General features: G+C 72.2%; 18 protein-coding genes. 3 read left to right on the forward strand and 15 right to left on the reverse strand.

Annotated features, from left to right (window positions below; genetic code table 11):
- Positions 1–77 precede the first annotated feature (77 nt).
- The 5 genes from OG562_RS09850 to hisI form a co-directional block, all read right to left on the reverse strand.
- The gene (locus tag OG562_RS09850) at positions 78–497 is read right to left on the reverse strand and encodes a DUF2752 domain-containing protein (protein ID WP_266409143.1); all 420 of its coding nucleotides are present in this window, start codon (positions 495–497) and stop codon (positions 78–80) included.
- Positions 498–751: 254 nt separating this feature from the next.
- The gene (locus tag OG562_RS09855) at positions 752–1,003 is read right to left on the reverse strand and encodes an HGxxPAAW family protein (RefSeq protein WP_266395927.1); all 252 of its coding nucleotides are present in this window, start codon (positions 1,001–1,003) and stop codon (positions 752–754) included.
- A gap of 139 nt (positions 1,004–1,142) precedes the next feature.
- Entirely contained in the window at positions 1,143–1,793 is a 651-nt protein-coding gene (locus OG562_RS09860; protein ID WP_266395929.1) for a TIGR02234 family membrane protein, read from the reverse strand.
- A gap of 93 nt (positions 1,794–1,886) precedes the next feature.
- Positions 1,887–3,380 (reverse strand): anthranilate synthase component I, encoded by a 1,494-nt coding sequence (locus tag OG562_RS09865; RefSeq protein WP_266395931.1) that lies wholly within the window; start codon positions 3,378–3,380, stop codon positions 1,887–1,889.
- An 11-nt stretch (positions 3,381–3,391) separates the two neighbouring features.
- Complete coding sequence (gene hisI, locus OG562_RS09870; protein WP_266395933.1) at positions 3,392–3,790, reverse strand: phosphoribosyl-AMP cyclohydrolase; 399 nt, start codon at positions 3,788–3,790, stop codon at positions 3,392–3,394.
- Positions 3,791–3,964: 174 nt separating this feature from the next.
- On the opposite strand from hisI, the gene OG562_RS09875 reads away from it, so the two are divergent.
- A complete protein-coding gene (locus OG562_RS09875; protein WP_266395934.1) occupies positions 3,965–4,600 on the forward strand; it encodes a TIGR03085 family metal-binding protein in 636 nt (211 codons plus the stop codon).
- A gap of 47 nt (positions 4,601–4,647) precedes the next feature.
- Complete coding sequence (locus OG562_RS09880) at positions 4,648–5,046, forward strand: VOC family protein (protein WP_266395935.1); 399 nt, start codon at positions 4,648–4,650, stop codon at positions 5,044–5,046.
- Positions 5,047–5,048: 2 nt separating this feature from the next.
- On the opposite strand, the gene OG562_RS09885 is transcribed toward OG562_RS09880, so the two are convergent.
- The 10 genes from OG562_RS09885 to hisD all read right to left on the reverse strand — a co-directional run bounded on the left by OG562_RS09885 (position 5,049) and on the right by hisD (position 12,797).
- On the reverse strand, positions 5,049–6,347 hold the full coding sequence (locus OG562_RS09885) for an MFS transporter (protein ID WP_266395937.1): 1,299 nt from the start codon (positions 6,345–6,347) through the stop codon (positions 5,049–5,051).
- 15 nt (positions 6,348–6,362) lie between these two features.
- Positions 6,363–6,968 (reverse strand): transcriptional regulator, encoded by a 606-nt coding sequence (locus tag OG562_RS09890; RefSeq protein ID WP_266395939.1) that lies wholly within the window; start codon positions 6,966–6,968, stop codon positions 6,363–6,365.
- 122 nt (positions 6,969–7,090) lie between these two features.
- Positions 7,091–7,846 carry an imidazole glycerol phosphate synthase subunit HisF gene (hisF, locus tag OG562_RS09895; RefSeq protein ID WP_266395941.1) on the reverse strand — a complete coding sequence of 252 codons (756 nt, stop codon included), beginning with the start codon at positions 7,844–7,846 and terminating at the stop codon, positions 7,091–7,093.
- Entirely contained in the window at positions 7,843–8,238 is a 396-nt protein-coding gene (locus OG562_RS09900) for a RidA family protein (protein ID WP_266395942.1), read from the reverse strand. The genes hisF and OG562_RS09900 overlap by 4 nt, the downstream gene beginning before the upstream one ends.
- Complete coding sequence (gene priA, locus OG562_RS09905) at positions 8,235–8,960, reverse strand: bifunctional 1-(5-phosphoribosyl)-5-((5-phosphoribosylamino)methylideneamino)imidazole-4-carboxamide isomerase/phosphoribosylanthranilate isomerase PriA (RefSeq protein ID WP_266395943.1); 726 nt, start codon at positions 8,958–8,960, stop codon at positions 8,235–8,237. Before priA ends, OG562_RS09900 begins: the two co-directional genes overlap by 4 nt.
- The gene (hisH, locus tag OG562_RS09910; protein WP_266395944.1) at positions 8,957–9,601 is read right to left on the reverse strand and encodes an imidazole glycerol phosphate synthase subunit HisH; all 645 of its coding nucleotides are present in this window, start codon (positions 9,599–9,601) and stop codon (positions 8,957–8,959) included. Before hisH ends, priA begins: the two co-directional genes overlap by 4 nt.
- Entirely contained in the window at positions 9,592–9,756 is a 165-nt protein-coding gene (locus tag OG562_RS09915) for a hypothetical protein (RefSeq protein ID WP_266395946.1), read from the reverse strand. The genes hisH and OG562_RS09915 overlap by 10 nt, the downstream gene beginning before the upstream one ends.
- Positions 9,757–9,760: 4 nt before the next feature.
- Positions 9,761–10,354, reverse strand: coding sequence for an imidazoleglycerol-phosphate dehydratase HisB (hisB, locus tag OG562_RS09920; protein WP_266395948.1), 594 nt, complete (start codon positions 10,352–10,354; stop codon positions 9,761–9,763).
- Entirely contained in the window at positions 10,351–11,460 is a 1,110-nt protein-coding gene (locus OG562_RS09925) for a histidinol-phosphate transaminase (protein WP_266395949.1), read from the reverse strand. The genes hisB and OG562_RS09925 overlap by 4 nt, the downstream gene beginning before the upstream one ends.
- Positions 11,457–12,797, reverse strand: a complete 1,341-nt coding sequence (gene hisD, locus OG562_RS09930; RefSeq protein WP_266395950.1) for a histidinol dehydrogenase — start codon at positions 12,795–12,797, stop codon at positions 11,457–11,459. Before hisD ends, OG562_RS09925 begins: the two co-directional genes overlap by 4 nt.
- A 142-nt stretch (positions 12,798–12,939) precedes the next feature.
- Between hisD and OG562_RS09935 the strand changes: the two genes are divergently transcribed.
- Complete coding sequence (locus OG562_RS09935) at positions 12,940–14,517, forward strand: oxidoreductase (RefSeq protein ID WP_266395951.1); 1,578 nt, start codon at positions 12,940–12,942, stop codon at positions 14,515–14,517.
- Positions 14,518–14,714 lie beyond the last annotated feature (197 nt).

A 14,714-nucleotide genomic window follows, 5' to 3' on the forward strand; every position in this document is an offset into this window, starting at 1 on the left:
TCGATGGTATCCGGAGGAAGGCGAAGGCCTCACATCCGGTTGACGGCGGTCCCACTACCTGGACGTCCGCCCGATGATCAAGGATGCAGCCAGCCACCGAACGGCAGGTTCCGGACAACCGTGAAGACCAGGAGCGACACGCCCAGCGTCCACAGGCCCACCGGGGCGAGATCGACGCGCAGGGGGCGGCCGCGGGCAGCGCGGACCACCCAGACGGTCCACACCGCCGCGAACCCCAGATAGGCGACGACGGCCATCGCGTTGTCGTGCAGCGCGGCCGAAAGGTCGCCGTGCACGAAGGCGTGCGCGCTGCGCAGTCCGCCGCAGCCGGGGCAGTACAGGCCCGTGTAGCGCAGCAGGGGGCAGACGGGGTAGTGGCCGGGCTCGTTGGGATCGACGGCCCCGACGTACGCGAAGGCCCCGGCGACGGCCGCGAGGATCCCGGCGGGCACGGCGAGGCGTCCCAGCACGGTCCCCCGGGGTGCCGGGGGCGCCAGGGGCGCCGGGAGTGCCAGGGGTGCCGGGGGCGCCGGGAGTGCCGGGGGCGCGGGAGGCGGCGGAGCGGCCCGTCGGCTGTCGGCCTGGCTGCCTGCCCGGCTGTCTGCGTTCACGCCTCGCATTGTGCCCCGCTCCCGTGCCCCGCGCAGGGCCGCACGCACGCGTGAGGGGCGGTCGGTGTCGTCACCGGCCGCCCCTCACGAAGTCCCGCGTCACGAGGTCCCGCGTCGCAAAGTCCCGCGGAGGTCGCCGCTCAGCTCTCGGCGCCGGCCGGCTCGCGCGTGGCCGTCACCTGGTGCACCGGGTGGGCCTTCTTCGGCATGCCGAGGCCCGCCGCGCTCATGGCGGCGCCGACGACACCGCCGAGGGCCACGATCGCCATGCCCGCCCAGAAGCCCAACGGCTCGGCCATCACCATGAACGCGCCCGCGACGCAGAAACCGATGATGACGATGGTGACACCGGTCCAGGCGGCCGGGGTGTGTCCGTGGCTGCTGCCCGCCATGACTTGCTCCTCATTGTGCGTTGCGTACGTGTCCGAGCCGGACGCTCGTCGTCCATTGTCCCGTACGCGCGCGTGCACGGGACACGGGGGTGGCTTCCGGCAGCGTCTGATTCACCACATCGGGAAGGGCCGGGCGAGGTCAGGCGGGGTCCGCGCCCGTCGGGTCCTCGCCGCGGTCCAGGGCCTTCCAGACGTCCTCGGGCCGGTCCGGGTCGACCTTCGGGGCGGCGCGTCGCGGCCGGGGGGCGCCGGTGCGCTCGTACCGGCCGGACATGGCCGGCCACAGTCGGCCGTAGCGCAGGGCGAGCAGGCCCGCCAGGAGGATCAGGGCGCCGCCCGCGGCCGCCGCGTAGGGCCAGGCGGTGTGGGTGAAGGTGGCGACGGTGGCCGAGGCGTCGCCGGAGGCCTGGGCGGCCTTCTCGTCGAGCGCGTCGCCGTCGGAGGCGCCGAACAGGGCCGCGGCGACGATGCCGGCGCCGGAGAGCGCGAGGAGGGCGGAGACCGCGAAGCGGCCGGCCCGGCGGACGGCGAAGACGGCGACGAGCGCGGCGAGGCCCACTATGGCGAGCGCCGCGGGCACGCCCGTGACGTCGCTGCCCCTGGCGGTCAGGGGAAAGGATCCGCCGGGCACCGTCACCGTGCCCTCCGACCAGCGCTGCCGGGTGGACAGCAGGGCCACGGCCGCGCCCAGCGCGCCGCTCAGCAGGGCGAGGGCGAGGCTCCGGCGGCCCGAGCTGGCGGGGGCGGCGGAAGCGGAACGGGGGTGAGGTACAGCAGTCACGGAGTCCACTATCGCCTGAACCCCGGGCGAACCGGCACCCGGGGCACACGTGAGACGCGTCCTACTGGTCGCCCGCCGGTCGTCTGCCGGTCGCCGCGTTGATCACTTGCCGGCCGTCTGCTCGCCCAGGCGGTTCGCCGTGTGGACCGCGCGGAGCACCGCCGCCGCCTTGTTGCGGCACTCCTGGTCCTCGGCGACCGGGTCGGAGTCGGCGACGATGCCGGCGCCGGCCTGGACGTAGGCGGTGCCGTCGCGCAGCAGGGCCGTGCGGATGGCGATGGCGGTGTCGGAGTCGCCCGCGAAGTCCAGATAGCCCACGCAGCCGCCGTACAGGCCGCGGCGGGACGGCTCCAGTTCGTCGATGATCTGCATCGCGCGGGGCTTCGGGGCGCCGGACAGGGTGCCCGCCGGGAAGCAGGCGGTGAGGACGTCGAAGGCGGTCCGGCCGCGCGCGACCCGGCCGGTGACCGTCGAGACGATGTGCATCACGTGCGAGTACCGCTCGATGGTCATGAAGTCGACGACCTCGACGGAGCCGGGCTCGCAGACCCGTCCCAGGTCGTTGCGCCCCAGGTCGACGAGCATGAGGTGCTCGGCGCGCTCCTTGGGGTCGGCGAGCAGCTCGTCGGCGAGGGCCTGGTCCTCCTGCGGGGTGGCGCCGCGGTGCCGGGTGCCGGCGATGGGGTGGACCATGGCCTGCCCGTCCTCGACCTTGACCAGGGCCTCCGGGCTGGATCCGACGACGTCGAAGCCGTCGAAGCGGAACAGGTACATGTACGGCGAGGGGTTGGTCGCCCTCAGGACCCGGTAGACGTCCAGCGCGCTCGCCGTGCACGGCGTCTCGAAGCGCTGGGAGGGGACGACCTGGAAGGCCTCGCCCGCGCGGATGCGCTCCTTGACGTCCTCGACGGCCCGCTGGAAGTCGGGGCCGCCCCACAGGGCGGTGTACTCGGGGAGTTCGGAGGGCGGCAGGACGGCCGGGGGCTGGGCGACCGGGCGGGAGAGGTCGGCCTCCATGGCGTCCAGCCGGGCCACCGCGTCCGCGTACGCCTCGTCGACGCCGGTGTCGAGGTCGTTGTGGTTGATCGCGTTGGCGATCAGCAGGACGGAGCCCTCCCAGTGGTCCATGACGGCGAGGTCGCTGGTCAGGAGCATGGTCAGCTCGGGGAGCCTGAGGTCGTCGCGCTCGCCGGGGCCGATCTTCTCCAGGCGGCGCACGATGTCGTAGCCGAGGTAGCCGACCATGCCCCCGGTGAAGGGGGGCAGACCGTCCTGGTGGGGGGTGTGCAGGGTCTCGATGGTGGCGCGCAGGGCGACGAGGGGGTCGCCGTCGACGGGGACGCCGACGGGCGGGGTGCCGAGCCAGTGGGCCTGGCCGTCGCGCTCGGTCAGCGTCCCCTCGGACCGGACGCCGACGAAGGAGTAACGAGACCACGAACGGCCGTTCTCCGCGGACTCCAGGAGGAAGGTGCCGGGGCGCTCGCCTGCGAGTTTGCGGTACAGCGCGACCGGGGTGTCGCCGTCGGCGAGCAGCTTGCGGGTGACCGGGATGACACGGCGGTCGGTGGCGAGCTTGCGGAACGTCTCGAGATCCATGGCGGCTGACCTTACTGATCCGAGGCGGTGGCCGCGCCGGAATCGGCGCCGTCCTTGAGCAGCACGTCTTCGTCGAAACAGGTGCGCGCGCCGGTGTGGCAGGCGGCGCCGACCTGGTCGACCCGTACGAGCACGGTGTCGGCGTCGCAGTCCAGGGCGACGGACTTGACCCACTGGAAGTGGCCGGAGGTGTCGCCCTTCACCCAGTACTCCCGGCGGCTGCGCGACCAGTAGGTGCAGCGGCCGGTGGTGAGCGTGCGGTGCAGCGCCTCGTCGTCCATCCAGCCGAGCATGAGCACCTCACCGGTGTCGTACTGCTGGGCGATGGCGGGGACGAGCCCGTCGGCGCTGCGCCTGAGGCGTGCGGCGATCTCGGGGTCGAGGCTGCTGGGCGAGGGCGTGCTGGTCATGGTGCCATTGTGCCGCGCGCCACGGACAGTCACGGGGCGATGTCCACTGGGTGGAAAGCCGAAGGGAAAGGCGAGGGAAAAGGCGAGGGGAAGGCGACGGGAAAGGCGGCTGTGCCGTGGAGGGTGGCCGAGGGACGGGTGGGCGGACCTCGTACGCGGTCGTAGGCTGACTGCATGTCGACTTTCGCCAAGCGTGAACGGCTCCTTTTCGCAGACCTCTTGGAAACGGCGGGTCCGGACGCCCCCACGCTCTGCGAGGGCTGGCGGACCCGGGAGCTGGCCGCGCACGTGGTGGTGCGCGAGCGCCGCGCGGACGCCGCCGGAGGCATTCTGATCAAGCAGCTGGCGTCCCGCCTGGACCGGGTGATGGAGGAGTTCGCCGCCAAGCCGTACGAGGAGCTGCTCCAGCTGATCCGCACGGGTCCGCCGCGCTTCTCCCCCTTCCAGCTCAAGCAGATAGACGAGGCGTCGAACACGATCGAGTTCTACGTCCACACCGAGGACGTCCGCCGCGCCGAGCCCGACTGGACGCCGCGCGAGCTCGATCCGGTGTTCCAGGACGCCCTGTGGTCCCGGCTGGAGCGCACCGCCCGGCTGATGGGCCGCGGGGCCCCGACCGGCCTGGTGCTGCGCCGCGCGGACGGCCGTACGGTCGTCGCCAACCGCGCCGCGCCGGTGGTGACGGCGACCGGGGAGCCGTCGGAGCTGCTGCTGTTCCTCTACGGTCGGCAGGACGCCGCGAAGGTGGAGCTGGACGGCGAGAAGGAAGCGATCGACAAGCTGCACGGAAGCAAGCAGCTCGGGATCTGACTTTGGATCCGGTTCGGAATCCGACTCGGGATCTGGGAGGACCGGCCGTGATCAAGGTCGCGATGACGAGCGTGTACGTCGACGACGTCGCCAAGGCCCGCGCGTTCTACACGGACGTCCTGGGCTTCGAGACGCGGATCGACATGGATCTGGGCGGCGGGACGCTGTTCGTCACGGTGGGCGCGTCCGAGGGGGCGCAGCCGGATCTCCAGCTGCTGCTGGAGCCCGGCCATGGCCCCATCGCCGAGCCGTACCGCCTGGCTCTGCACACGGCGGGCATCCCGTGCATCGTCTTCTCCGTCGACGACATCCATGCGGAGTACGACCGGCTGCGCGGCCTCGGTGTGCGGTTCACGCAGGGGCCGGTGGAGCAGGGCCCGGTCATCGCCGCGATCCTGGACGACACCGTGGGCAACCTGGTGCAGCTGGCGCAGCACAAGGGCTGAGGTCAGCCGGGGAGTTCGGCGTGGCGGAGGGCGCGTGAGCACAGGGCGAGGACGCCGCCGAGGGCGGACACCGCCGCGCAGACCGTGAAGACCGGCCCGGCGCCCCACGCGGCGACCGCCCAGCCGACCGCCGGGAAGGTGAGCGGCGCCACGCCGAAGCCGACCAGCGTGGAGACCGAGGTGACGCGGCCGACGTAGGCGCTGCCCGCGCGGGCCTGCAGGAGCGCCCCGGTGAGCGCGCCGGCGAGGCCGGCCAGCAGGCCGATGAGGAGGGCCACGCAGGCCGCCGCGGCGACGGACGGCACACGCGCGAGGGCGTCGATCGCGACGGCGCCGGCAAGAGTCGCCACGGCCGTCACGCGTCCGGCGTACGGCACCCGGCCGCGCCAGGCGAGCAACAGCGAGGCGGCTCCGGCGCCGACGCCGAACCCGGCGAGGACCAGCCCCATGCCGGCGGAGCCCCAGCCGCGCTGTGCGGCGAGCAGGGTCAGGCCGAGGTTCATCGGGCCGACGAACCCGAGGTCGCTCAGGGCGGCGAAGACCACCAGGACGCGCAGGACGGGGTCGCGTCGGATGTGCCGCAGCCCGTCGCGCAGTTCGGCGAGGGCGCTGGGGCGGCCCTTCGTGTCGTGCCGGGTCCGGGTGTCGTCCGGGGGCGGCTGTCCCGTCCGGACGGTCGCCAGGACGGGCAGGGACACACCGATCAGCAGGGCGGCGAGTCCGAACGCGCCCGCGGTGCCGCCGAGGGCGATGCCCAGGCCGCCCAGCGGGCCGCCCAGGACGTTGGCGAGCCGGACGGCCAGGCCCCTCATGCCCTGCACGCGGGCGAGCTGGCCGCGGCCGGTGATCCGGGCGGGCAGGGCGCCTGCGGCGGGCAGGAAGACGGCGTCGACGATCCCGAAGAGGACGGCCACGCAGCCCAGGGTCCACAGGCCGGGGCTGGTCGCGAGCAGGAGCACGGCCGCCGTGAGCACCAGCAGACAGCGCACGGCCGTGCTGCTCACCACCACCCTGCGCGGTCCGTAGCGGTCGGCGACCACTCCTCCGCCGAGCATCAGCAGGGCGCGGGGCACGGCGGAGGCCGCGGTCACGAACCCGGCCTGGGCGGGGGTGCCGGCCTGGACGGCGGCCCAGGACAGCGCCAGGTAGTAGACGTTGTCGCCGATCGCGGACGAGGTGTAGCCGCCGAGCCAGCGCAGGACGTTGGGGTCGCGATGGGCGGGGCGCTCGACGACCGGGGCGGGTGTCGGGGCGGGTATCCGCGCGGGGACGGGAGCGGGGACGGGGCGCGTCGGCGTCATCGGGATCGGGGCCTCTCAGATCCGGAACGGGAACCCGTACGTGTGCACCGCGACGTTCTCGCGGCCCTCGGTGTCGCCCGCGGTCTCGGCGGCCCGGCCCTGCTGCTCGTACTTGTGGAGCAGGCCGAGCATCTCCTTGTTCAGCTCGGCCAGTTCGGTCGCCGTGAGGCGCAGGTTGGCCTCGCTGGACTCGGCCGCCGCGTTCCACTCCTCGCCCCAGTGGGCGCGTTCGTCGAGCCAGCGGCGGTACAGGTCCATGCGCTGCTCGGCGAAGAGCCGGCTGGCCGCGGTGTGCGCGGCGGCCTTCTCGGGGGCGTCGCGGAAGTCCTCGTCGCGGATGCTCAGGCCGTCGGAGGCGAGCTGCCACCAGCGCTCCCGGCCGTCGGCGCTCTGCGGCTCGGCCTCTTCGATCAGGCCGTGCTCGGCGAGCTTGCGCAGGTGGTAGCTGACCAGCGAGACGGCTTCGTCGACCTGTTCGGCGAGCTGGGAGGCGGTGGCGACGCGGGCCAGGGTCAGCGCGCGGCAGAGCCGCATCCGCAGCGGGTGGGCGAGGGCCTTGAGCGTGCCCAGGTCGGTGATCCGGCGGTCTCTTTCCTTGCGGCCCTGCTCCTTGCCTGTCATGCCCTCACCGTAGATGCGAAAGAAAAGTTGCGCAATTTATTTTGCGCAACTTTTCTTTCGCATCTGGCCATGAGTAAGCCCCGGCCACGAGGTGCCCGGGGCTTACGTCGCCACAAGAAGTCTCACCGCACGGGGTGTCCCGCCCCCCGCAGCGTGTCCTTCACCTCGCCGATGCGCAGGTCGCCGAAGTGGAACACCGACGCGGCCAGCACCGCGTCCGCGCCCGCCTCGACGGCCGGCGGGAAGTCGGCGAGCCGGCCGGCGCCGCCGGAGGCGATCAACGGGACCGTCACATGCTTGCGGACGGCCTTGATCATCTCCAGGTCGTAGCCGTCCTTGGTGCCGTCCGCGTCCATCGAGTTGAGCAGGATCTCGCCCGCGCCCAGCTCGGCCGCCCGGTGCGCCCACTCGACGGCGTCGATGCCGGTGCCCTTGCGGCCGCCGTGCGTCGTCACCTCGAAGCTTCCGGACGGGGTGCGCCGGGCGTCCACCGACAGCACCAGCACCTGGCTGCCGAACCGCTCGGCGATCTCCTGGATCAGCTCCGGGCGGGCGATGGCGGCCGTGTTCACGCCCACCTTGTCCGCGCCCGCCCGCAGCAGCCTGTCGACGTCCTCGGGCGTGCGCACGCCGCCGCCGACGGTCAGCGGGATGAACACCTGCTCCGCCGTGCGGCGCACCACGTCGTACGTCGTCTCACGGTTGCCCGACGAGGCGGTGATGTCCAGGAACGTCAGCTCGTCGGCGCCCTCGGCGTCGTACACCTTGGCCATCTCGACGGGGTCGCCCGCGTCGCGGAGGTTCTGGAAGTTGACGCCCTTGACGACCCGGCCGTTGTCCACGTCCAGGCAGGGGATGACTCGTACGGCCAGGGTCATGCGGACACTCCTCGGAACGCCTCCACCTCGACCTCGACGACCAGACTCGGGTCCACGAAGCCGGAGACGATGATCATGGATGCGGCGGGCCGGACGGAGTCGAACAACTCCTTGTGGGCCCGTCCGACGTCGTCCACGTCCCGCGCGTGGGTGATGTACATGCGCGTCCGCACGACGTCGTCGCGCCCGAGGCTCAACTGCTCCAGCGCCGCGAACGCGACGTTGAAGGCGTTGACCGTCTGCTCGTAGGGACCGCCTCCGGCGATCTGGCCGTCCACTATCGACGTGCAGCCGGAGACGAGCACCAGCCCGTTCGGCAGCTCCACCGCACGGGAGTAGCCGAAGGTCTCCTCCCAGGGCGCGCCGGTCGCGACGCGTCGCAGATCGCTCACTTGGCCACCGCCTCCAAGGCCTCTTCCAGGGTGAACGCCTTCGCGTACAGGGCCTTGCCGACGATGGAGCCCTCGACGCCGAGGGGTACCAGCTCGGCGATGGCCCGCAGGTCGTCGAGGGACGACACGCCGCCGGACGCCACGACCGGCCGGTCCGTCACCGCGCACACGTTCCTCAGCAGCTCCAGGTTCGGGCCCTGCAGCGTGCCGTCCTTGGCGATGTCGGTGACGACGTACCGCGCGCAGCCCTCCTTGTCGAGGCGCGCCAGCGTCTCGTAGAGGTCGCCGCCGTCGCGGGTCCAGCCGCGGCCGCGCAGCGTCGTGCCGCGTACGTCCAGACCGACCGCGATCTTGTCGCCGTGCTCGGCGATGACCTTGGCGACCCACTCCGGGGTCTCCAGGGCGGCCGTGCCCAGGTTCACGCGCGTGCAGCCGGTGGCGAGGGCGGCGGCGAGGGTGTCGTCGTCGCGGATGCCGCCGGACAGCTCGACCTTGATGTCCATCGCGCCCGCGACCTCGGCGATCAGCGCGCGGTTGTCGCCGGTGCCGAACGCGGCGTCCAGGTCGACCAGGTGCAGCCACTCGGCGCCCGACCGCTGCCAGGCGAGGGCCGCCTCGAGAGGGGAGCCGTAGGAGGTCTCGGTCCCGGACTCGCCGTGCACGAGACGGACGGCCTGGCCGTCGCGGACGTCGACGGCGGGGAGGAGTTCGAGCTTGCTCACAGTGTTCCGATCCAGTTGGTGAGGAGCTGGGCGCCGGCGTCGCCGGACTTCTCGGGGTGGAACTGCGTGGCCCACAGCGCGCCGTTCTCCACGGCGGCCACGAACGGCTTGCCGTGCGTGGACCAGGTCACCTTCGGCGCGTGCATCAGCGGGTTGTGCACCTCGAGGGACCACTCCTGGACGGCGTAGGAGTGCACGAAGTAGAAGCGCGCGTCCGCGTCGAGGCCGGCGAACAGCTGGGAGTCGGCCGGGGCTTCGACGGTGTTCCAGCCCATGTGGGGCACGATCTCGGCCTGGAGCGGCTCGACGGCGCCGGGCCACTCGTCGAGGCCCTCGGTCTCCACGCCGTGCTCGATGCCGCGCGCGAACAGGATCTGCATGCCGACGCAGATGCCCAGCACCGGCCGGCCGCCGGACAGCCTGCGGTCGATGATCCAGTCGCCGCGGGCCTCGCGCAGCCCCTTCATGCAGGCGGCGAAGGCGCCGACGCCCGGCACCAGCAGCCCGTCGGCGTTCATCGCCGTGTCGAAGTCACGCGTTATCTCGACGTCGGCCCCGGTGCGCGCGAGGGCGCGCTCGGCGGAGCGGACGTTGCCGAAGCCGTAGTCGAAGACGACCACTTTCTTCGCGGTCAATTCCACACCTCCAGCCTCATGACGCCCGCGACCAGACACATCGCGGCGCCTATCGAGAGGAGCACGATCAGGCTCTTCGGCATCTCCTGCTTGACGAAGGAGTAGATGCCGCCGGCCAGGAAGAGGCCGACGACGATCAGGATGGTCGAGAGTCCGGTCATGGCTTTACAGCGCGCCCTTCGTGGAGGGGAGGATGCCGGCCGCGCGCGGGTCGCGCTCGGAGGCGTAGCGCAGGGCCCGGGCGAGCGCCTTGAACTGGCACTCCACGATGTGGTGCGCGTTGCGTCCGTAGGGCACGTGCACGTGCAGCGCGATCTGGGCCTGGGCGACGAAGGACTCCAGGATGTGCCGGGTCATCGTCGTGTCGTACTCGCCGATCATCGGCGCCATGTTCTCGGGCTCGGTGTGCACGAGGTAGGGACGGCCGGAGAGGTCGACGGTGACCTGGGCGAGGGACTCGTCCAGCGGGACCGTGCAGTTGCCGAACCGGTAGATCCCCACCTTGTCGCCGAGCGCCTGCTTGAAGGCGGCGCCGAGCGCGAGGGCGGTGTCCTCGATGGTGTGGTGGGAGTCGATGTGCAGGTCGCCGTCGGTCTTCACGGTCAGGTCGAACAGACCGTGCCGGCCGAGCTGGTCGAGCATGTGGTCGTAGAAGCCGACGCCGGTCGACACGTCGACCTTGCCCGAACCGTCGAGATTGATCTCGACGAGGACCGAGGTCTCCTTCGTCGTCCGCTCTACACGTCCTACGCGGCTCATGCGTCCTTCTCCTTCTTCAAGTCACGTACCGCGTCGAGGAACGCGTCGTTCTCGTCGGGGGTTCCCGCGGTGACCCGCAGCCAGCCCGGCACGCCGTTGTCCCGGACCAGGACGCCCCGGTCGAGGATCTGCTGCCACACCGTGTGGGCGTCCTCGAACCGCCCGAACTGCACGAAGTTGGCGTCCGACGCCGTGACCTCGTACCCGATCGCCAGCAGCTCGCCGACCAGCCGGTCCCGCTCCGACTTCAGCTGCTCGACGTACTTCAGCAGCGTGTCGGTGTGCTCCAGGGCGGCCAGGGCGGTCGCCTGGGTGACGGCGGACAGGTGGTACGGCAGCCGGACGAGCTGGACGGCGTCCACGACCGCCGGGTGCGCGGCGAGGTAGCCCAGGCGCAGGCCGGCCGCCCCGAAGGCCTTCGACATCGTCCGCGAGACGACGAGATTCGGCCGACCTTCGAGCAGCGGCAGCAGCGAGTCGCCGTGGCTGAACTCGATGTACGCCTCGTCCACGACCACCATCGACGGCTTGGCCGCCTGCGCGGCCTCGTACAGCGCGAGGACCGTCTCTCCCGGGACTGCGGTGCCGGTGGGGTTGTTGGGGGTGGTGATGAAGACGACGTCGGGCCGGTGCTCGGCGATGGCCTGCCGCGCCGCCTCCAGATCGATCGTGAAGTCCTCGTTGCGGGGACCGGAGATCCACCCGGTCCCGGTGCCGCGCGCGATGAGCCCGTGCATCGAGTACGACGGCTCGAAGCCGATCGCCGTACGGCCCGGTCCGCCGAAGGTCTGCAGCAGCTGCTGGATGACCTCGTTGGAGCCGTTGGCGGCCCACACGTGGGCCAGGCCGACCTCGTGGCCGGACGTGTCCGTCAGGTACTGCGCGAGCCGCGTGCGCAGCTCCACGGCGTCCCGGTCCGGATACCGGTTGAGGTCCCGGGCCGCCTCGCGCACCCGCTCCGCGATCCGCTCGACCAGCGCCTCGGGCAGCGGATAGGGGTTCTCGTTGGTGTTCAGCCGTACGGGGACGTCGAGCTGGGGCGCGCCATAGGGGGACTTGCCGCGCAGCTCGTCCCGTACGGGAAGATCGTCGATTCCGAAGCTCACTTGCCGGGCACCTTCCAACCGAACCTTGCCTTGATCGCCGCCCCGTGGGCGGGCAGGTCCTCCGCCTCCGCCAGCGTCACCACGTGATGCGCCACGTCGGCCAGCGCGTCCCGCGTGTAGTCGACGATGTGGATGCCGCGCAGGAAGGACTGGACGCTGAGCCCCGAGGAGTGGCAGGCGCAGCCGCCGGTGGGCAGGACATGGTTGGACCCGGCCGCGTAGTCGCCGAGCGACACGGGCGCCCAGGGCCCGACGAAGATCGCGCCCGCGTTCTTCACCCGGTCGGCCACGGCGGCGGCGTCGGCCGTCTGGATCTCCAGGTGCTCCGCGCCGTAGGCGTCGACCACCCGCAGTCCCTCGTCGACGCCGTCGACGAGCACGATCGCGGACTGCCTGCCCTTGAGGGCCGGGACGATCCGGTCGTCGATGTGCTTGGTGGCCGCGACCTGCGCTTCCAGTTCCTTCTCGACCGCGTCCGCGAGCGCGACGGAGTCGGTGACCAGGACGGCGGCGGCCAGCGGGTCGTGCTCGGCCTGGCTGATCAGGTCGGCGGCGACGTGCACCGGGTCGGCGCTCTCGTCGGCGAGGACGGCGATCTCGGTCGGGCCGGCCTCGGTGTCGATGCCGATCTTGCCGGCGAAGTAGCGCTTGGCGGCGGCGACCCAGATGTTTCCGGGGCCGGTGACCATGTTGGCCGGGGCGCAGGACTCCGTGCCGTACGCGAACATCGCGACGGCCTGGGCGCCTCCTACGGCGTAGACCTCGTCGACGCCGAGCAGCGCGCAGGCGGCGAGGATCGTCGGGTGCGGCAGGCCGTCGGCCGGATCGTTCTCAAAGGCGGAGGCCTGCGGCGGGGAGGCGAGCGCGACGGACGCGACGCCGGCCTCCTGCGCCGGGACGACGTTCATGATCACGGAGGACGGGTAGACCGACCGGCCGCCGGGCGCGTACAGCCCGACCCGCTCGACGGGCACCCACTTCTCGGTGACCGAGCCGCCGGGCACGACCTGCGTCGTGTGCGTCGTACGACGCTGCTCGCGGTGGACGAGACGGGCGCGCCGGATGGACTCCTCCAGGGCCGCGCGCACGGCGGGGTCGAGCCGCTCCAGCGCGTCGGCGATCGCCTGCGCGGGAACCCGTACGGATTCCAGCCTCACTCCGTCGAACCTCTCGGCGAAGTCGATCAGCGCCGCGTCGCCCCGATGATGCACGGCCTCGCAGATCGGACGCACCTTCTCCAGGGCGGCCGAGACGTCGAAGTCGGCTCGGGGCAGCAGGTCGCGCAGGGCGGGGCCCTCGGGGAGGGCGTCGCCGCGCAGATCGATTCGGGAGATCACGCGGTCAATTCTCTCAGACCGGGATCGAGCGTCGTTCGCGCGTATCAATGGCTGATACAGAACGTGGTCGGGCGGTGGCCGGAACGCGGAAGATCGCCTTCACGTCTAGTAACCGCATGGGTGAGCGAAGGGGTGAGCAGTGGTGACGGAGGGGGCCGGCGTCCAGGCCGGGGAACTGCCCGACGACCTGACCGCCGCCGAGGTCGGCATGTGGCAGGCCTTCCGCAACGGCAGCGTGTACGACCTGAGCAGCGGGGACACGGTGGTCGACGACCCGCACGGCGGGCATCCGTGGGGCGCGGCGCGGACCGTACGGGCGCGGACGGTCGCCTGGCTGCTGCTCGCCGGGCCGCCCGCGCTGGCCGGCCGGGTGGCCTCGCTGAAGCTGGTCGGCGTGCAGATCAGCGGCACGCTCGATCTCGCCGGCGGCACGGTGGTGCCGTACGTGGAGCTGAAGCGCTGCCGGTTCGAGCGGGAGGTGCTGATGCCGGAGGCGCGCTTCACGACGATGCGGATGGTGGACTGCTCGGTTCCGCGGCTGGAGGCCGCGCGCGTGCACACCGAGGGCGATCTGCATCTGCCCCGCTGCCGTTTTCACAACGGCGTCCGGCTCACCGACGCGCACATCGGCACGGACCTGCTGCTCAACCAGGCGATCGTCTACCGCGACCGGACCGGCCGCTCGATCGCCGCCGACGGCATGACCGTCGGGCAGGACCTCCAGGCGGAGCTGCTCGAGTCGCACGGCGAGCTGAGCCTGCGCAGCGCCACGATCGGCGTGTCGCTGAGTCTGCGCGGGGCGAGGCTGGCCAACCCCTACACGCGGCTCGCGCTGAACGCGCCCCAGATGACTGTGGGGCGCTCCCTGTATCTGACCCCGGCCGGCGTCGGCGGTCAGGCGCTGAGCGGCGCGACTCCCGCGCGAGGGACCCGCATCCAGCGCTTCGAGTGCCGGGGCGGGCTGCGCCTCGACGACGGGCGGTTCGGGGACGCCGTGGACCTGGAGCGGGCCCGGTTCGTCCTCACCGACGAGCAGGAGCTGTCGCTGCGCCGGGTGCAGACGCCCGAGCTGCGCTTCCTCGGGGAGCAGCCGCGGCGCGGCCGGGTCGTCCTCTCGGGTGCGCGGGTGATCAACCTGGTCGACCGGGCGAGCGCCTGGCCGGGCCCCGGCAGTCTGCACATGGGCGGCTTCGCCTACGAGAACCTGGTGCCGCAGGGCCCGTTCCCGCTGGCCGAGCGGCTGCGGTGGGTGGCCGCGGCGACCGCCGAGTACGCGCCGGAGCCGTACGAGCGGCTGGCGAGCGTGCTGCGGGCCGGCGGGGAGGACGAGGACGCCCGCGAGGTGCTGCTGGCCAAGCAGCGCCGCCGCCGGGAGACACTGCCGCCCGCGGCGAAACTCGTGGGCTACGCACAGGACTGGACCGTCGCCTACGGCTACCGGCCGGGCCGGGCGGCGGTGTGGATGGCGGTGCTGTGGGCCGCGAGCTCCCTGGCCTTCGCGAACGCCCCGCACCCGCCGGTCAGCCGCGACGGGCATCCGCCCTGGAACCCGGCCCTCTTCGCCCTGGACCTGCTGCTGCCGGTCATCGACCTGGGACAGGCCGGCCAGTGGCGGCTGAGCGGCGGCTGGCAGTGGCTGTCGACGGCACTGATCCTGCTCGGCTGGATCCTGGCGACGACGGTGGCGGCGGGGGCGACGCGACTGCTGCGCCGGGGATAGGACCCGGGGAGGAAGACCCCGGGGAAGACCCTGGGGGGAAGAACCCGGGGGGCCTGGCCAGGTCGCTGCGGGCGGGCGCACATCCGGCCCCCAGCTCACGGACAGTAGTTGAACAGTCATCTTTTTATCGTTCCTTGACTCTCCGGCGTACAACTTTCCACAGGTTGCACCAACCCCCTGGCGCATCCCCGACCTGC

It is taken from the genome of Streptomyces sp. NBC_01275, assembly GCF_026340655.1.
In the GTDB taxonomy this organism is placed as follows: domain Bacteria; phylum Actinomycetota; class Actinomycetes; order Streptomycetales; family Streptomycetaceae; genus Streptomyces.